General features: G+C 71.8%; 15 protein-coding genes, 1 tRNA gene and 1 other RNA gene. 6 read left to right on the top strand and 11 right to left on the bottom strand.

Annotated elements, in window-relative coordinates:
* Window positions 1-8: 8 nt before the first annotated feature.
* The 4 genes from ACZCAH_RS02305 to ACZCAH_RS02290 all read right to left on the bottom strand — a co-directional run bounded on the left by ACZCAH_RS02305 (window position 9) and on the right by ACZCAH_RS02290 (window position 6,268).
* The gene (locus ACZCAH_RS02305; RefSeq protein ID WP_464339529.1) at window positions 9-926 is read right to left on the bottom strand and encodes a hypothetical protein; all 918 of its coding nucleotides are present in this window, start codon (window positions 924-926) and stop codon (window positions 9-11) included.
* A 164-nt stretch (window positions 927-1,090) separates the two neighbouring features.
* Window positions 1,091-4,198, bottom strand: coding sequence for a bifunctional [glutamine synthetase] adenylyltransferase/[glutamine synthetase]-adenylyl-L-tyrosine phosphorylase (locus ACZCAH_RS02300; protein ID WP_464339528.1), 3,108 nt, complete (start codon window positions 4,196-4,198; stop codon window positions 1,091-1,093).
* Between the two features lie 10 nt (window positions 4,199-4,208).
* Window positions 4,209-5,546, bottom strand: a complete 1,338-nt coding sequence (locus ACZCAH_RS02295; RefSeq protein WP_329746604.1) for a glutamine synthetase family protein — start codon at window positions 5,544-5,546, stop codon at window positions 4,209-4,211.
* A 128-nt stretch (window positions 5,547-5,674) separates the two neighbouring features.
* A complete protein-coding gene (locus ACZCAH_RS02290) occupies window positions 5,675-6,268 on the bottom strand; it encodes a hypothetical protein (protein WP_464339527.1) in 594 nt (197 codons plus the stop codon).
* Window positions 6,269-6,486: 218 nt separating this feature from the next.
* On the opposite strand from ACZCAH_RS02290, the gene panB reads away from it, so the two are divergent.
* Window positions 6,487-7,305, top strand: a complete 819-nt coding sequence (gene panB / locus ACZCAH_RS02285) for a 3-methyl-2-oxobutanoate hydroxymethyltransferase (protein ID WP_464339526.1) — start codon at window positions 6,487-6,489, stop codon at window positions 7,303-7,305.
* A 28-nt stretch (window positions 7,306-7,333) separates the two neighbouring features.
* Here panB and ACZCAH_RS02280 read toward each other — a convergent pair whose 3' ends face one another.
* Window positions 7,334-7,531, bottom strand: a complete 198-nt coding sequence (locus ACZCAH_RS02280; RefSeq protein ID WP_464339525.1) for an SPOR domain-containing protein — start codon at window positions 7,529-7,531, stop codon at window positions 7,334-7,336.
* Window positions 7,532-7,569: 38 nt separating this feature from the next.
* Here ACZCAH_RS02280 and map point away from each other — a divergent pair, with 38 nt between their 5' ends.
* Entirely contained in the window at window positions 7,570-8,457 is an 888-nt protein-coding gene (map, locus tag ACZCAH_RS02275; RefSeq protein ID WP_464339524.1) for a type I methionyl aminopeptidase, read from the top strand.
* Between the two features lie 138 nt (window positions 8,458-8,595).
* The gene (gene ppgK, locus ACZCAH_RS02270) at window positions 8,596-9,411 is read left to right on the top strand and encodes a polyphosphate--glucose phosphotransferase (protein WP_464339523.1); all 816 of its coding nucleotides are present in this window, start codon (window positions 8,596-8,598) and stop codon (window positions 9,409-9,411) included.
* Window positions 9,412-9,459: 48 nt separating this feature from the next.
* Here ppgK and rnpB read toward each other — a convergent pair.
* Window positions 9,460-9,818, bottom strand: an RNA gene (rnpB, locus tag ACZCAH_RS02265) — RNase P RNA component class A.
* Window positions 9,819-9,945: 127 nt separating this feature from the next.
* On the opposite strand from rnpB, the gene yaaA reads away from it, so the two are divergent.
* A complete protein-coding gene (gene yaaA, locus ACZCAH_RS02260; RefSeq protein WP_464339522.1) occupies window positions 9,946-10,743 on the top strand; it encodes a peroxide stress protein YaaA in 798 nt (265 codons plus the stop codon).
* 7 nt (window positions 10,744-10,750) lie between these two features.
* On the opposite strand, the gene ACZCAH_RS02255 is transcribed toward yaaA, so the two are convergent.
* From ACZCAH_RS02255 to ACZCAH_RS02245, 3 genes are read right to left on the bottom strand one after another with little or no spacing between them, the layout of a single operon-like run.
* A complete protein-coding gene (locus tag ACZCAH_RS02255) occupies window positions 10,751-11,641 on the bottom strand; it encodes a Nif3-like dinuclear metal center hexameric protein (protein WP_464339521.1) in 891 nt (296 codons plus the stop codon).
* Window positions 11,638-12,099, bottom strand: a complete 462-nt coding sequence (gene sufU / locus ACZCAH_RS02250) for a Fe-S cluster assembly sulfur transfer protein SufU (protein ID WP_464339520.1) — start codon at window positions 12,097-12,099, stop codon at window positions 11,638-11,640. The genes ACZCAH_RS02255 and sufU overlap by 4 nt, the downstream gene beginning before the upstream one ends.
* Complete coding sequence (locus ACZCAH_RS02245) at window positions 12,096-13,373, bottom strand: aminotransferase class V-fold PLP-dependent enzyme (protein WP_464339519.1); 1,278 nt, start codon at window positions 13,371-13,373, stop codon at window positions 12,096-12,098. Before ACZCAH_RS02245 ends, sufU begins: the two co-directional genes overlap by 4 nt.
* A gap of 200 nt (window positions 13,374-13,573) precedes the next feature.
* Between ACZCAH_RS02245 and ACZCAH_RS02240 the strand changes: the two genes are divergently transcribed.
* A complete protein-coding gene (locus tag ACZCAH_RS02240; protein ID WP_464339518.1) occupies window positions 13,574-13,759 on the top strand; it encodes a hypothetical protein in 186 nt (61 codons plus the stop codon).
* Between the two features lie 198 nt (window positions 13,760-13,957).
* Here the strand turns inward: ACZCAH_RS02240 and ACZCAH_RS02235 are convergent.
* Window positions 13,958-14,031: transfer RNA gene (locus ACZCAH_RS02235), tRNA-Val, on the bottom strand.
* A gap of 69 nt (window positions 14,032-14,100) precedes the next feature.
* Entirely contained in the window at window positions 14,101-14,517 is a 417-nt protein-coding gene (locus ACZCAH_RS02230; RefSeq protein WP_464339517.1) for a DUF3052 domain-containing protein, read from the bottom strand.
* A gap of 321 nt (window positions 14,518-14,838) precedes the next feature.
* On the opposite strand from ACZCAH_RS02230, the gene aceE reads away from it, so the two are divergent.
* The gene (aceE, locus tag ACZCAH_RS02225; protein WP_464339516.1) at window positions 14,839-17,583 is read left to right on the top strand and encodes a pyruvate dehydrogenase (acetyl-transferring), homodimeric type; all 2,745 of its coding nucleotides are present in this window, start codon (window positions 14,839-14,841) and stop codon (window positions 17,581-17,583) included.
* The last annotated feature ends 48 nt before the right edge of the window (window positions 17,584-17,631 follow it).

Below are 17,631 nucleotides of genomic sequence, written 5' to 3'. Positions count from 1 at the left end.
CGGGCGGCTCAGGCGATGCCGTCGAGCCCGCCCTTGGCGCGCAGCAGGGACAGCAGCAGGTCCTTCGAGGAGGACGCCTCGGGCAGCGCGCACTCGTCGGGCTCGAACGACCAGGCGTCCCGCAGCGCGCGGAACACCTCGAACTCGGCATCCCCGGTGCGCAGCGGCACCGCCCGGTACCCGCCCGCCTCCGGCAGATGGATGATGAAGGCCCCGGTCAGCTCCGGCATCTCGCGCAGGGTGCCGTCGTCGTCGACCAGCTCCTCGGCGCGCACGACCGCGACGCCCTGGAGGGCGTAGTCGCCGCGCACCTTCTTCGAGGTCTTGATGTCCGCGCTGAGCAGCGTGTTCCCGATCCGCACGATCGCGTCGGTGGTGCCCGCGTAGCCGACGGTGCGGTTGACGACCGTCTGTTCGATCTCCACGAACTCCGGCTGGTAGTCCTCGAGGAAGGAGCCGTAGCCGTCCAGCCGCACCGCGACCCGCTGCTGGAGCGCCTGGGGGCTCTTCTCCGTCGCGAAGGCGCCCTGGGCGGTGCGCATGCCGTCGGCGAGTCCCTCGATCTCGGACTCGGAGGGGCGGGAGCCGCTGCGCCCCCACAGCTCGCACGCGGCGTGGACCAGGGTGCCGAAGTCTGCGGCGGTGCGGGTGTACTCCTCGGCCGCGGCGGCGATCCGCTTCTGCGATCCCCACTTGTCGCGGGTCACTCGCGAGATCTCGGCAGCGGCGCGCGCGGGGTTCCGATCCAGCCAGGAGTACATCTCCAGGGCCCGCTTCGAGGCCATCGTCGCGTACCAGCCCTGGAGGTGGTCCTTGGCGCGCATCCCGGCGACGGTCGTGATCGAGGGGAACATGAGCGGGCCGTCGGGCTCGAGGCGGTACATGCGGCCGCGCGGGGTGTCAGCGCTGAGCGAAGGGGTGGTCATGGCTCCTCGAGCGGGACGACGGGGTCGATGCGGGGCATGCGGGCACCCTGCACCGGGGACCCGCCCACGGTACGCGCTGTCGGGCACCGTCTCCTGCGCGGGCAGGCGGGACGCGCCGGGGATGCCCGCCTCGTCACAGCGCCGCGGGGGGGAACCGACACGTCTCAGTCCTCGGTGCCGAAGATGACTCTCTCGGCGAGTACCCGGGCTCGTCGGGTCAACCGCAGGTAGCGCTCCTCGAGGGCGACGGCGGTCGCGTCCGGGCCGTCGATCAGGAGCGCGAGGGCGCGCAGCTCGATCCGGTCCGTCGGCAGCACGACCCCCTCTCGCCCCTTCCACAGGAAGAGCCCGCGGCGGATCTGCCAGGCGAGGATCCACGCGTCGATCAGCTCCCGCGCCTCCCGCCCGGGCAGCAGCTCCGCCTCCGCCGCCGCCTCGAGCTGCGCCACGGTGCCGGGGCTGCGCAGCCCCTCGACCTCGTGCCCGTGCTCGAGGGCGAGCAGCTGCACCGTCCACTCCACGTCGGTCATCCCGCCGCGACCCAGCTTGACCTGGCGCAGTGGGTCCGCCCCGCGGGGCAGCCGCTCGGACTCGACGCGGGCCTTCATCCGGGTGATCTCGCGGCGCTCGATCGGACCGATGCCTCCGGCGGGATATCGGTGGCGATCCATCTCCTCGGTGAGGCGGGCGGAGACCGCCTCGGAGGCGACGACCGGCCGCGCCCGCAGCAGGGCCTGCTTCTCCCAGGTCAGCGCGTCGCGGCGGTAGTAGTCCACCCAGCCCTCGAGGCTGCGGGCGAGCAGTCCGCTGCGCCCCTCGGGGCGCAGGTCCGCGTTGACCTTCATGTCGGCTCCCGCAGCCGGGGCGTTGAGGATCCGCTGGATCTGGGTGGCGACCGCGATGCCGATCTCCCCGGTCGCCTCGCCGGCGCCGCGGTCGAGCACGAGGAACTGCACGTCCACGTCGGAGGAGTAGCCCATCTCGCGGGCGCCGAAGCTGCCCATCCCCAGGATCGCCATCTCCACCCCGAGAGCGCGGGCGGGGTCCGAGCGCTTCTCCCGCAGACGATGCGCAGTGCCCTCGTCGACCTCGTCCACCTCGTCGAGGGTCTCGGCACCCTCCGCGATCGCGCCCCGTTCGCGGGCCACCACGTGCAGGGCCACGAGCATTCCGGCCTCGAGCACCGCCTCGGCGAGGTCGGTGAGGGCCACGGCGACCTCGCGCGGGGTCGCGATCCCGGTGAGGTGCGCGAGGGCGATGCGCAGCAGCTCTCGGTTGCGGGTGCGCCGGAGGACCTCCTGGGCGACCTCGACGGTGTCGACCCGCGTGCTCACCGCGAGGAACTCCCGTCCGAGCTGGTCCCGGCCGAGGGGCCGCAGCTGCTCGTCGCGGGCGAGCCAGCGCACCCCCTCGGGGATCTGCTCCAGCTGCTCCCCCACGAAGCGGCTGCCGGAGAGCACCCGGGTGAGCCGCTTCGCGGCCAGGCCGGAGTCGCGCAGCAGTCCCAGGTACCAATGTGCGGAGCCGATGGTGTCGGAGAGCCGACGGAAGGCCAGCAGGCCCAGGTCCGGGTCGATGCCGTCGGCGAACCACTCGAGCATCGCCGGGAGCAGCTGCTTCTGGATCTTCGCGCGCCGGGAGATGCCGGAGGTCAGGGCCTGGATGTGGGTCAGCGCGCGGGCGCCGTCGCGGTAGCCGATCGCCGTGAGGCGGGCCCCGGCGGACTCGGGGCTGAGCGCGATCTCGCCGTCGCTGAGAGCCGCGGCGGTGGTGAGCAGCGGCCGGTAGAAGATCTCCTCGTGCAGCTGCCTCACGCGGCGCCGGGTGCGCTGGTACTGCTGATCGAAGGCCTCCACCGTGAGCCCCATGGTGCGGGCCAGGCGGCGCTTCTCCACGGGAGCCGTGGGCAGCACCTGGGTGCGCCGCAGGCGGTGCAGCTGCATGCGATGCTCGATGCAGCGCAGGAAGCGATAGGCGGCGTCCATCTCCGCGACGTGCTCGCGGGAGATGAACCCCTCCGCGCCGAGCCGGGCGAGGGCCTCGAGGGTCGAGCGGTGGTGGAGGTTCTCGACGGTGCGGCCGTGCACCATCTGCAGCAGCTGCACCGTGAACTCGACGTCGCGCAGTCCGCCCGGGCCGAGCTTGATGTTGCGGTCCGCCTCGCCGCGGGGGATGTGGGCGACGACGCGGCGACGCATCGCCCGGGTGTCCTCGACGAAGCCGTCACGGGTGGAGGCCTGCCGCACCCAGGGCGCCACCATCTCCTCGAAGGCGGTGCCGAGCGCGCGGTCGCCCGCGGCGGCGCGCGCCTTCAGAAGCGCCTGGAACTCCCAGGACTGCGCCCACCGCTCGTAGTAGCGGCGGTACGAGTCCAGGGTCCGCACGAGCGGGCCGTCCTTGCCCTCCGGTCGCAGGTTCGGGTCGACCTGCCACAGGGAGCCCTCCGAGGTGCGGTCCGAGCAGACCCGCGCGAGCTCCCGCGCGAGGGCCGAGCCGATCACCACCAGCTGCTCTTCGTCGCAGGCCGCCTCGCCCTCACCGGCGGGGGCGACCACGTGCAGGACGTCCACGTCGGAGATGAAGTTGAGCTCCCGCGCCCCGGTCTTGCCCATCGCGAGGACGGACCAGTGCACGTGCTCCTGCCCCTCCACCGAGCGCCGGGCGATCGCCGCGGCCGCGTCGAGCGAGGCGTCGGCGAGGTCGGCCAGCGCGGCGGAGACCTGCGGCTGCAGCGCGGTCGGATCGGCCGCCATGACGTCGGCCGCCGCGATCTGCAGCAGCCGACGGTGGTAGACCACCCGCAGGGCGTCCCGGGCCTCCCGGCCGCTGAGGGCGGCGACCGGCGGGGTGCCCTCCGGGTCCGCGCCGACGGCCTCGAGCACCGCCGTGCGTAACTCCTCGCCGGACAGGCGCAGCTGGTCATCACCTTCGCGGAGCGCCTCGAGCTGCTCCGGGTGGCGGGTGAGGAAGTCGCCCAGCGCGACCGAGGTGCCGAGCAGGCGGACGAGCCGCTCCCCCGGCGTGCCTTCGGTGCCGACTCCCGCCAGGAACTCGTCCATGAGCGTCCCGTGCCCGGCGGCGTGGCCGGCCTCGGCGAGGCGCAGCAGGCCCAGCACGGCGTCGTCCCCGTCGGCGGTGGCGCCGATCGCGAGCGGTGCCCCGGGTCCGAGCGCCGCGAGGGCGGGATCGGCGAGGAAGCGGCGCACCCGGTCGGTGCTCGAGAAACCGAGGCGCGCCAGCGCCCCGGTCGAGGTGGAGGGCTCGGGGGTCATGCGGCGCCGCTCAGATCCGGGAGAAGGTCGAGGCGAGCTCGTAGTCGGTGACCTGCTCGCGGTAGCGCTGCCATTCCTGCTTCTTATCCCGCAGGAAGAACTGGAAGACCTGCTCGCCGAGCGTCGAGGCCATCAGCTCGGAGCTCTCGAAGCTCTCCAGGGCGCGGAAGAGGTCCGTGGGCAGGGGCTCGATGCCCATGGCCCGGCGCTCGCGCTCCGTGAGGTCCCAGACCGCGTCCTCCGACCCCTCGGGCAGCTCGTACTCGCCCTCGATGCCGGCCATGCCCGCGGCGAGCAGCACGGCGAAGGCGAGGTACGGGTTCGCCGCCGAGTCCAGCCCGCGGAACTCGACGCGGGAGCTGGTGCCCTTGGTGGGCTTGTGGAAGGGGACGCGCACCAGCGCGGACCGGTTGTTGTGCCCCCAGCAGATGTAGCTCGGGGCCTCCTGCGCGCCCCACAGGCGCTTGTAGCTGTTCACCCACTGGTTGGTGACGGCGCTGTACTCGGGGGCGTGGCGCAGCAGCCCGGCGATGAACTGGCGGCCCAGGCGCGAGAGCCCGTACTCGGCGCCGGGCTCGTGGAAGGCGTTGCGGCCGCCCTGGAAGAGCGAGAGGTGGGTGTGCATCCCGGAGCCGGGGTGCTCGATCATCGGCTTCGGCATGAAGGAGGCGACCTGTCCCATGCCGAGCGCGACCTCCTTGACCACCGTGCGCAGCGTGACGATGTTGTCCGCGGTGGACAGCGCGTCCGCATAGCGCAGGTCGATCTCGTTCTGCCCCGGGCCGTTCTCGTGGTGGGAGAACTCGACCTGGATGTTCATCGCCTCGAGATGCTCGATCGCGGTGCGGCGGAAGTCCTGGCCCTGTCCCCGGTGGACGTGGTCGAAGTAGCCGGCGCTGTCGATGGGGCGTAGGCGCTCCCCCACCTCGTAGGGCTCCTCGAAGAGGTAGAACTCGATCTCCGGGTGGGTGTAGAGCTCGAGACCCTTCTCCTCGGCGCGGGCCAGGGCGTCGCGCAGCACGCGCCGGGGGTCCGAGGCGGCGGGCTCCCCGTCGGGGGTGAGGACGTCGCACATCATCCGCGCGGTGCCGTTGGTGTCGCCGCGCCAGGTGAGCAGCTCGAAGGTCGCGGGGTCGGGCCGCAGGATCATGTCCGACTCATAGCTGCGGGTGAGCCCCTCGACCGTCGAGCCGTCGATGCCGATCCCCTCGGTGAAGGCGTTCTCGAGGTCCGACGGGGAGATCGCGATCGACTTGAGCGTCCCCGCGATGTCGCAGAACCACAGGCGGATGAACCGCACGTCGTTGTCGGAGACCCGGCGGATGACGTCGTCGTGGAGATGTTCCATGCGCACAGTCTGCCAGGCGACGGGGCCGGATCCGGGGCCGATGGAGCCCGTGGACGCCCGAGCGCCCCGCACCTCGGCAGGGAGGGACGGGGCGCTCGAGGCGGTCCGGATCGTGCTCGGCGGTGCGATCAGACGCCGGAGTCGATGTACCACTGGCCGTCGGAGGCCTTGACCATGTTGTAGCCGAAGTCGGAGCCCATGAACTGCACCGCGGCGGTGCCGTCGCCGTTGTCCGTGGTCTCGACGCTCGAGCGGTCGATCGAGCCGAGCGCGGAGACGTTCTCGCCCAGGCCGGTCTCGAGGCCGTCCGCGCAGCCCTCGGCGGTCGCGCCGGAGACGGGCTCGTCGGTGGTCGGGTCGAGCATCAGACCGCAGGCGCCCACGAAGTCCGAGGCGGCGGCCTTCTCGAGGAACTCGTAGAAGCGGTCGGCGGCGGCGGTGAGGTCCTCGTCGGAGAGCGGGCCGGACTCCGCGGCCGCGTCCTCCTCGGTGGCGGCCTCGTCCTCGGTGGTCGCCTCCTCCTCGGTGGCGGCCTCGTCCTCGGTGGTCGCCTCCTCCTCGGTCGCGGCGTCCTCCTCGGTGCCGGCCTCCTCGGCGGTGGTCTCGGTCTCCGGCTCGTCACCGCCCGTGAGAGCTCCGCAGCCGGCCGCACCGGCGGCCAGCGCGAGGGCGCCGACGACGACGGCAGCACGACGGGTGGTGGTGCGCATGATGGAACGCATGGTGATTGTCCTCCCTGATCGGTCGACCCCCCTGGCCGACGGAGGTCACAGCTTCCCACAGGAAGGGCGCTCCCGGCCATCTCCGTTCATCGATGCATCGAGGAACAGGGCGTCGGGCGGAGCCCGCCCGGGGGCCGCCTCCCGCTAGGCTGGACCGGCCCGTCCCCGACGCGGCCCACCCGGCCCTCGGATCCCCCCCCATCCGCCCAGGAGCACACGTGAGCACCCCCTCCGGCACCGGCCCCGCGAAGATCCGACTCCGTCATCTGCAGGACGCCAAGGAGCGCGGCCGTCCCTTCGCGATGCTCACCGCCTACGACCAGTTCTCGGCGCGTGTCTTCGAGGAGGCGGGCATCGAGGTGCTGCTGGTCGGCGATTCCGTCGGCACCACCGTGCTCGGGCACGAGTCGACCACCGCCACCACCCATCAGGACATGCTGACCTTCACCGGCGCGGTGGCGCGCAGCGTGAGCCGTCCGCTGATCGTCGCGGATCTCGCCTTCGGCAGCTATCAGGTCTCCGTCGAGGAGGCGGTGCGGCACGGCGTCGACCTGGTCCGCGCGGGCGCCGAGATGGTCAAGCTCGAGGGCGGCTCCGCGATCGCCCCGCAGGTGCGCGCCCTCGTCGCGGCGGGGATCCCGGTCATGGGCCACCTCGGCTTCACCCCGCAGTCGGTCAACTCGCTCTCCGGGCACCGCGTGCAGGGACGCGACACGCACGCCGCGGACCACCTGGCCGAGGAGGCGCTGGCGCTCCAGGAGGCGGGCGTCTCGGCGGTCGTGCTCGAGCTGATCCCGGCCCACGTCGCCGAGCGCATCACCGAGGTGCTGCACGTGCCGACCATCGGCATCGGTGCGGGCCCGGCGTGCGACGGCCAGGTGCTCGTCTGGCAGGACATGGCCGGGCTGTCCGGCTTCCACGGTCGCTTCGTGAAGACCTTCGCGGACCTGCGCTCCGATCTGCGTCGCGCGGCGGAGGCCTATCGCGGCGAGGTCGAGACCCGCGCCTACCCGACGGCCGAGCACTCCTTCGAGTGAGCCCCGGCCGAACGGGCCGACGCGCCGCTCAGGACTCGGCGTCCTCGCCCTCCCAGGCGGCGTCGTCCTCGTCCCAGGCCTCGTTGCGCGCGGCCGCCGTCTGCAGCGCCCGCTCGGCCTCGGCGCGGGTGGAGTAGGGACCCATGAGGTCCTGGCCGCTCGACTGGCGGCCCTCCTCCACCGCCCCGGTGGCGAGGTTGTAGAAGAACTCGTGGGTCGTGCTCATGGCGGGCTCCTTCGCGGCCGGGTGAGAGACTGGTGGCCATGACTGTAGAGCAGGTGTGGACCCGTCCCGCAGGACGCGCGGAGCTGGTGCCGGGCGAGCTGAGCCCCCGGCGACCCGTTCCGGCGCGCATCGAGCGCCCGGAATATGTGGACAAGGACGAGGCCGTCTCCGACTCGGGCCCCTATGTGCAGAGCGCGGACGTGATCGAGCGGGTCCGCGAGGCGAGCCGTATCGCGGCCCTCGCGCTGCAGGCCGCCGGGGAGGCCGCGCGCCCGGGCGTCACCACCGATCACATCGACCAGGTCGTCCACGACGTGCTGATCGAGAACGGTGCCTATCCCTCGACCCTCGGCTACCTGCACTTCGAGAAGTCGTGCTGCACGAGCCTGAACGAAGTGATCTGCCACGGCATCCCCGACTCGACGGTGATGCAGGACGGTGACATCCTCAACGTCGACGTCACCGCCTTCGTCCACGGCGTCCACGGCGACACCAACGCCACGTTCGCCGTCGGCGACATCCACCCGCGCGCGCAGGAGCTGATCGACCGCTCGCGCGAGGCGATGGAGCGCGGCATCAAGGTCGCCCGGCCCGGCCGCGAGGTGAACGTGATCGGGCGCGTGATCGAGAAGTTCGTGGCCCGCCACGGCATGGAGTCGGTGCGCGACTACACCGGGCACGGTGTCGCCGAGGGCTTCCACAACGGTCTGGTCATCCCCCACTACGACGCCGCGCCGATGTTCGCCGACGTCATCGAGGAGGGCATGACCTTCACCATCGAGCCGATGGTGACCCTCGGCTCGCAGGCCTGGGAGCAGTGGGACGACGGCTGGACCGTGGTCACGAGGGACCGCTCCTTCACCGCCCAGTTCGAGCACACCATGCTGATCACTGACGAGGGCCCGGAGCTGCTGACGGTGGTCTGATCGGCCCGGCCGGTCGTCTGAACGGCGGCGCGCCTGCTCCGGACGCACGGTCCGCGGGTATCCTGGGCCGCCGTGAGGACGCCGACGTCGGCGGCCCGGCCGGCGGGAACGCCCCGCCCCATGGAGCAGGGAGAAGCGATGAGCAAGAAGGCCTTCGGGATCGACATCGGCGGCAGCGGCATCAAGGGCGCGCCGGTCGATCTGAAGAAGGGGAAGCTGGCCGAGGACCGCCTCCGGCTCGAGACCCCGCAGCCCTCCACCCCCGAGGCCGTCGCCGACACCGTCGCGGAGCTGCTCGCCGGCTTCGAGATCGCGGACGACATGCCGGTCGGCGTCACCTTCCCGGCCGTGATCCAGCAAGGCGTGGCGCTCACCGCCGCGAACGTCGACAAGTCCTGGATCGGCACCGACGTCGACTCGCTGCTGACCGAGCGCACCGGGCATGACGTCTTCGTGGTCAACGACGCCGATGCCGCCGGCATCGCCGAGATGGAGTTCGGCGCGGGGCGCGGTACGAAGGGCGTCGTGCTGGTGGTGACCCTCGGCACCGGTGTGGGCAGCGCCATGTTCGTCGACGGCCGGCTCGTGCCGAACGCCGAGCTCGGGCACCTCCACCTGGCCGGCGAGGCGGCCCGCGCCTACCAGGACGCGGAGAAGTACATGGCCTCCTCCGTCCGGGAGATCGAGGACCTCGACTGGGAGACCTGGGCGGGACGCCTCCAGGAGTACTTCGCGCACGTCGAGTTCCTGTTCAGCCCCACCCGCATCATCGTCGGCGGCGGCGTCTCCAAGAAGCACGAGAAGTTCTTGCCGCTGCTGGACCTGCGCACCGAGATCGTCCCGGCCGAGCTGCGCAACGAGGCCGGCATCGTCGGCGCGGCCGTGCTCGCCCGGCGCGAGGAGAAGGCGCTGCAGAAGACGGACACGAAGCACGGGAAGAAGCACGGGAAGTGACCCGTGCCCGAGTCGGTCGCCCCGCGGCGGGCGACCGGCTCGGGTGAGCGGACCAGCCGGCCTGTAAGCCGGGTTCTGTGAGCGGCAGTCATCCATCTCGGATCGCCGTTGCCGACGACCTCCAGCGGTCCACCCGGACGCTCGGGCTGGCACCCTCGAACGCGCCCTGTCCGACCTTGCTCCCGGTGGGGTTTGCCGTGCCGTCCTCGTCACCGAGGCCGCGGTGGTCTCTTACACCACCCTTTCACCCTTACCCCCGTGCCCGAGGGCGCGGAGGCGGTCTGCTCTCTGTGGCACTGTCCCGCGGATCACTCCGGGTGGGCGTTACCCACCACCGTGCCAGACGGAGCCCGGACTTTCCTCGGCCCCGAGGTCTCCCCCGAGGACGCGACTGCCCGGCCGACTGGTCCGCCGAGCAGTCTACGCGGCGACCGCGCGCGACCGGCGTCCCGGTTCGTGCCCGCCGCCGTGACGTGCGCGATCTCTCCCGCGCCGTGCAGCCTGGTGCACCCCGGGGTCGGCCAAGATGGTGCGGTGCTGATCCTGCTGCCGCCCTCGGAGACCAAGTCCCGGCCCGCCGCCGACGCCGCCCCGCTCGACCTGGCGCGGCTCGCGCTCCCCGAGCTCGAGGACGCGCGGCGCACCATGGTCCGGGCCGCGATCCGCACCGCCGCCGGGAAGGACGCCGCCACCCGCCTCGGCGTGCCCGCGTCCGCTCCCGAGCTGGTCGATCGGATGGCCAGCCTCGAGCACGAGCCCGCGGCGTCTCCCCTGGCCGTCTACTCGGGCGTGCTCTACGACCAGCTCCCTCCGGACACGGCGGTGCCGACCGACCGCCGTGTGCTGGTGCAGAGCGCGCTGCTGGGGGTCGTCGACGCCGCGACCGATCGCATCCCGGCGTATCGCCTCTCCGCCGGATCGTCCGTGTCCCGACTCGGCACCGCCGCCTCCTGGTGGGCTCCCCGGCTGCGGGGCGTCGGCGCGGCCCTGCTCGCCGAACAGGCGACCTCGCCCGCGCCGCTCGTGATCGACGGCCGCTCCGGCTCGTACCGGTCGATGATGCGCCTGAAGAGCACCCCGGAGGTTCCGGTGCTCGAGGTCGCCCCCGTGCAGGAGCGCGCGGGGGTGCGAAAGGTGATCTCGCACGATGCGAAGCGCTATCGCGGGATCGTCACGCGCGAGCTGCTCTCGGCGGACCGGGTGCCGGCCGACGCGCGAGAACTGGTCGGACTGCTGCAGGAGCGGCTCGCCTCGGTGCCCGGGGTCGCCGGGTCGCCCCTCGCCGTCGAGCTCGACGGGCACCGGCTCTTGATCGTCGACCGGGTGGCCTGACCCGGGCTCAGACGATCCGCGCCGCCCAGGGGTCCACCGGCAGCGCGCTCACGGTGACCTCGAGGCCGGGCGCGATCTCCCCGAGCAGCTGCTCCGCGAGCGGCAGCCACAGCGCCTCGCTCGCCCCGTGCGGCACGTCGATCAGAGCGGGGACTCGCTCGGCGTCGGCCGCGGACTCGAGATGCTCCACCACCGGGTGATGCCGCAGGTCCGAGGTGATGTACACGTCGGCTCCCGCGCCGGCCGCCGCTCCCGTGAAGGAGTCGCCCGAGCCCGGGCACACCGCGACGGTCCGCACCGGTCGATCCGGATCGCCCGTGTGCAGGATGCCGCGCGCCGTGGCGGGAACGAGCGCCGCGACCCGAGCGGCGAGATCGCCGACCGTGGTGTGCTCGGGCAGCTCGCCGACGACGCCGAGCCCCAGCACGGAGGAGCCGTGTGCGGCCTCCTCCCCCGCGCCGCTCGGCACGAGCGCCCGCACCTGCTGCAGGTCGAGGGACCGCACCCAGGCGCCGACGGTGCCGCGCGTCGAGCGATCCACGTTCGTGTGCCCGCACCACAGCGCCGTGCCGGCGCGGAGCAGGGCCGTGACCACGGCCCCCTTGCCGTCGTCGGCCGGGAGATGGCTCGCCCCGCGCAGCAGCAGGGGGTGGTGGGTGACCAGCAGCTGGGCGCGTGCCGCGATCGCCTCGCGGGCGACCGCGAGCGTCGGGTCGACGGCGAGGTGCACGGCCGTGACCTCCGCGCCGCGCTCCCCCAGGACGAGCCCCACCCGGTCCCAGTCCTCCGCCCAGGGCAGCGGGTAGGCCGCCTCGAGCGCGGTGACCAGGGAGCCGACGGTCGTCGCGGGTTCCGCGGACGACCCGGACCGCTCCGGCGGTGCAGCGACGGGGCTCATGCGCCGAGCACCCCGGTCTCGACGAGCGCCGCCTGGTAGGCCTTCCACGGCATCAGCACGCACTTGACGCGGGCGGGGAACTTCGCCGCCCCGAGCAGGGCGATCCCGTCGCCGATCAGCTCCTCGTCGCCCTCGATCCGTCCGCGCGAGCGCATCGCGGCCTCGAAGTGCTCGCGCACCGGATCGACCTCTGCCGTCGTGCGGCCGATCAGCAGGTCCGCCATGATCGAGGCGGAGGCGCGGCTCATCGCGCAGCCGATCGCGTCGTAGGAGACGTCCAGGATCCGGCGCTCGTCGCCGTCGCCCTCCACGTACAGCCGCAGGGTGATCTCGTCGCCGCAGGTGGGGTTCACGTGGTGGACCTCGGCGTCGAAGGGTTCCCGCAGCCCCTCGTGCAGGGGGCGCTTGTCGTGCTCCATCACCAGCTCGGTGTAGAGGGCGTTCAGTCCGGTGCTCATGCGCGCTCCTCGAAGAACTCGACGGTGCGGGCCACGCCGCGGACGAAGGCGTCGACCTCAGTGGCCGTGGTGTGGACGGAGAAGCTCGCCCGGGTGGTGCCGTGCAGGCCGTAGCGGCGGTGCAGCGGCCAGGCGCAGTGGTGGCCCACCCGCACCTCGATGCCGTAGGAGTCCAGCACCTGGCCGACGTCGTGCGGGTGGCGCCCCGCGAGGGCGAAGGACACGGCGCCGGCCCGCTCCGGGGAGGCGGCGGGGCCGATGATCCGTATCCCGTCGATCCCGGCGAGGCCCTCGAGGGCCTGGGCGGTGAGGGCCCGCTCATGGGCGGCGACCTGGTCCATGCCGAGGGCCGAGAGGTAGTCGCAGGCGGCGGCGAGACCGACGGCCTGGCTGATCGGCGGGGTGCCGGCCTCGAAGCGGGCGGGCGGCTCGGCATAGGTCGAGCGTTCCATCTCGACGGTCTCGATCATCGAGCCGCCGGTGAGGAAGGGGGGCATCGCGGCGAGGTGCTCGTAACGGCCCCACAGCACGCCGATGCCGGTGGGACCGAGCATCTTGTGGCCGGAGAGGGCCGCGAAGTCGACGCCGAGCGCGGCAAGGTCCAGCGGCATGTGCGGCGCGGACTGCGCCGCGTCCAGCACCGTGAGCGCACCCACGGAGCGGGCCGCCTCCACGAGAGTGCCGACGGGGTTCACGGTGCCGAGCACGTTCGACTGGTGGGTGAACGCGAGGACCTTGGTGCGCTCGGTGGGCAGGCTGCCGAGGTCGGTGAGATCGAGGGTGAAGTCGTCGGTCACGGGGATCCAGCGCAGCGTCGCCCCGGTGCGGCGGGCGAGTTCCTGCCAGGGGACGAGGTTCGCGTGGTGCTCCATCTCGGTCACGAGGATCTCGTCGCCCGGGCCGACGCGCAGGTGGTCCGGCACGTCCTGATCGCCGTCACCGAGGGAGCGGGCGACGAGGTTCAGCGCCTCGGTCGCCCCGCGGGTGAAGACCACCTCGTCCGGGGAGGGGGCACCGAGGAAGTCGGCGACCGTCTCCCGCGCGGACTCGTAGGCGTCGGTCGCGGCACCGGCCATGCGATGCGCCCCGCGCTTGACCGCGGCGTTGTCGTGCGTGAGGAAGGCGACCTCGGCGTCGATGACCTGGCGCGGACGCTGCGAGGTCGCGCCCGAGTCGAGATAGATCATCGGGGTGTCCTCATCCAGCATCCGGGTGAGGATGGGGAAGTCCTCCCGGATCGCCTCGACGTCGAACGGTCTGGTCGCTGCGCTCACCTGAGGTGGCCTCCTGGGATCGAGGGCGGTCCGGCCAGTATAGGAAGGTCCGCCCCCGCGCAGACGGGCGTGAGACCCTGTCCACAGTCCGCCCGACCCGCGCGTTCACACCGTCAGACCGCGCCGTCCCCCGGAGGTGCCCGATCGACACCCTGTTCCTCGCCGTCCTGTTCGTCTGCGTCCTCGTGACGATGATCGTGATGATCGGACGCCTGCTGGTGCGCCGCCGCCAGGAGCGCGAGCAGTGGGAGCGGGACGGCCGCCCGGAGCGTCCCGAGCCCACCGCCGAGGAGCGCGAGCAGGACCGTCGCGCCTCGGGCATCTGGGTGGTGCTGCTGCTCGCGGTGCCCCTCGTCCTGCTGGCCATCTACTGGGTGACTGGCTGAGGGCTGCTGGGACGGTTCTTCCCCGACGCGCCCCTCACTCGCTCCGCGCGCCCTTCACCCCGCTGACTCCGCGGAACCCCCGCAGACTTGGGGGAATTCGCTGCTCATTCCCCCAACTCTGCGGAGGTTTCGCGGCAGAACGCGCCTCGGCGGGGCCGCAGGACGTCAGGGCGGGGTGAGCCGCGCTCTGACCTGCAGTGGGTCGTGAGGGGCTCGAACCCCCGACCTTCTGGGTGTAAACCAGACGCTCTGACCAGCTGAGCTAACGACCCGTATCGGGGCAGGGCCCCGCGCCCCGGAGGGGCGTCCGTCGGCCGAGCGTCCCGGCCGACGACGTGCGCTCAGCTGCGGCTGGCCAGGCGGGTGCCGGTCCAGTCCGCGGCGAGCGAGACGGTGGACATGACGCGCAGACCCGCGGTGGCGGCGCTCTCCTGGATCTCTGCGGGGAGGACGTGGCCGTCGCGTCCGGCCTTCGGCACGAGCACCCACACCGGGGCGCCGGGCGCGAGGGTCGCGAGGGTGTCGACCATGGCGTCGGTGAGGTCGCCGTCGCCGTCGCGCCACCAGAGGATGACGCCGTCGACGATCTCCTGGCTGTCCTCGTCCTCGAGATCAGCCCCGATGAGGTCCTCGATGGCGTCGCGCAGATCCAGGTCCACGTCGTCGTCGTACCCGAACTCCTGCACGATCTGCCCGGTGGTGAAGGACAGGGCCTCGGCAGCGGAGCTGGACGAAGGGGCGTCGGCCGACGGTGACAAGAAAGGGCTCCTCAGGGGAAAGACAGCAATGACGGGACCGGGTGGTCCCGCGCGCCCGACCCGTGTCCGTCGGACCCGGGGGCGGACTGCGCGCGGCCGATCATATGACACGCGGCGCGCCGCTGCACCGGCCAGTGACGGGGAACGGCCCTGTCGGGCATCCGTCCGGGTGTCCCGAGTCTCACAGATGAGGAGGGATCGTGAAGGACCTCGGGACCCCTGGCGACGGTAGGCTTGCCGGACCGAGGCCGACGGAGCCGTGCCCACTGCAGACACCCGCTCCCCTGGCCGGTCCAGCGCCTCCGAAGAGAGAAGGACAGTGTGACTTCGCACGAGACCCCTCGTCCCATCGGCATCAACCTGCCCAGCCATGCCGCGGATCCGGATCCGGAGGAGACCCGCGAATGGCTCGACTCCTTCGACGGTCTCGTCGAGCAGCGTGGTGCCGAGCGGGCCTCCGAGGTCGTCCAGAGCCTCATCCAGCATGCGCGCGTGAACGACCTCGAGCTGCCCGACTCGCTGACCACGGACTACGTGAACACGATCCCGGTCTCGGCGCAGGGCGAGTACCCCGGTGACACGGAACTCGAGCGCGAGCTGCGCGACATCAACCGCTGGAACGCCGCGATGCTCGTGCACCGCGCCCAGCGCCCCGGCGTCTCCGTCGGCGGTCACCTCTCCTCCTACGCGTCCATCGCGAACATGTACGAGGTCGGCTTCAACCACTTCTTCCGCGGGCGCAACCACCCCGGCGGCGGCGACCACGTGTTCTTCCAGGGCCACGCCTCCCCCGGCATCTACGCCCGCGCCTTCGCGATGGGGCGCCTCGGCCAGGAGGATCTCGACGGCTTCCGCCAGGAGTTCTCCTCCGAGCACGGCATGCCCTCGTACCCGCACCCGCGTGCGATGCACGACTTCTGGGAGTTCCCGACCGTGTCGATGGGCATTGGTCCGGTCGCCGCGATCGAGCAGGCCTCCTTCGACCGCTACCTCCAGAACCGCGGCCTGAAGGACACCTCCCAGCAGCACACCTGGGCGTTCCTCGGCGACGGCGAGATGGACGAGGTCGAGTCCCGCGGCGCGCTGCACATCGCCGCGAAGGAGCATCTGGACAACCTCACCTTCGTGGTCAACTGCAACCTGCAGCGCCTCGATGGCCCGGTGCGCGGCAACGGCAAGATCATCCAGGAGCTGGAGAGCCAGTTCCGCGGCGCCGGCTGGAACGTCATCAAGGTGATCTGGGGCTCGGGTTGGGACCCGCTGCTCGAGGCGTCCTCCGACGGCGCGCTCATCGACCTGATGAACTCCACCCCGGACGGCGACTTCCAGACCTATCGCGCCGAGAACGGCGGGTTCATCCGCGACAACTTCTTCGGCCGCGACCCGCGCACCAAGGCGCTCGTCGAGGACATGTCCGATGACGACATCTGGTGGAAGCTGAACCGCGGCGGCCACGACACGCGGAAGATCCACGCCGCCTTCAAGGCCGCCTCCGAGCACACCGGTCAGCCGACCGTCATCCTGGTCCACACCATCAAGGGCTACCGCCTGGGCAAGAACTTCGCCGGTCGCAACGCGACCCACCAGATGAAGAAGTTCACCCTCGAGGACCTCAAGGCCCTGCGCGACACGCTGCACATCCCGATCACCGACGAGCAGCTCGAGTCGGGCAGCGTCTACGACGCGCCGCTCTACCTCCCGGCCGAGGACACCCCGGTCATGCAGTACCTGAAGTCGCGGCGCAGCGAGCTCGGCGGCCCCGTGCCCTCGCGGCGCACCGAGCACAAGCCGATCGAGCTGCCCGGCGACAAGGCCTACGAGGTCGCCCGTCGCGGCTCCGGCAAGCAGGAGATCGCCACCACCATGGCGCTGGTCCGCCTGCTCAAGGACCTCATGCGCGACAAGGAGTCCGGCAAGCGCTGGGTGCCGATCGTCCCCGACGAGGCGCGCACGTTCGGCATGGACTCGCTGTTCCCGACGGCGAAGATCTACAACCCCGACGGGCAGAACTACCTGTCGGTGGACCGCGACCTGCTGCTGGCCTACAAGGAGTCCACCTCCGGCCAGATCAAGCACATGGGCATCAACGAGATCTCCTCGACCGCGGCCTTCACCGCGGCAGGCACCTCGTACGCCACCCATGACTACCCGATGATCCCGTTCTACATCTTCTATTCGATGTTCGGGTTCCAGCGGACCGGCGACTTCTTCTGGGCCGCGGGCGACCAGATGGCCAAGGGCTTCGTGATCGGCGCGACCGCCGGCAAGACCACCTTGGCCGGCGAGGGTCTGCAGCACATGGACGGCCACTCGCCGATCCTGGCCTACACCAACCCGGGGACAGTCATCTACGACCCGGCGTACGGCTACGAGCTGGGGCACATCATCCGTGACGGCCTGCAGCGCATGTACGGCGTGGACGACCGCCTGCAGGAGGTCTTCTACTACATCACGGTCTACAACGAGCCGATTGTGCAGCCGGCCGAGCCCGAGGGCCTGGACGTCGAGGGCCTGCTCAAGGGCATGTACCAGCTCGAGGGCGCGCCCGAGGGCGACGGCCCGGAGGCGCAGCTGCTGGCCTCCGGCGTGGGTGTCCCGTGGGCGAAGCACGCTCGCGAGCTGCTGCTGGAGGATTGGGGCGTCCGCGCGACCGTGTGGTCGGTGACCTCGTGGACCGAGATGCGCAAGGAGGCCCTCGAGGCCGAGAAGCACAACCTGCTGAACCCGGAGGATCCGCGCACCCCGTGGATCAGCCAGCGTCTGCAGGGCGTGGACGGCCCGTTCGTCGCGACCTCGGACTACGACTTCCTGGTCCCGGACATGATCCGCGAGTGGATCCCCGGCGCCTATGGCGTCCTCGGCGCCGACGGCTGGGGCTTCTCCGACACCCGTCCGGCCGCCCGACGCCACCTGAAGATCGACGCGCACTCCATGGTCGTCAAGGCTCTGCAGCTGCTCGCCCGCGAGGGCAAGGTCGACCCGTCGGTGGTACGCCAGGCGATCGACAAGTACGACCTGACGAACGTGAACGCCGGCCAGTCCGGGTCGTTCGGCGGCGAGTCCTGATCCACGCGCCGGGCCGCCCGTCCTCCGGGACGGGCGGCCCGGTGTCGT

The organism is Brachybacterium sp. B718/18 (assembly GCF_055454375.1).
Note: the sequence above shows the minus strand (reverse complement) of the source record. Positions and strands in the feature narration are given on the sequence as shown.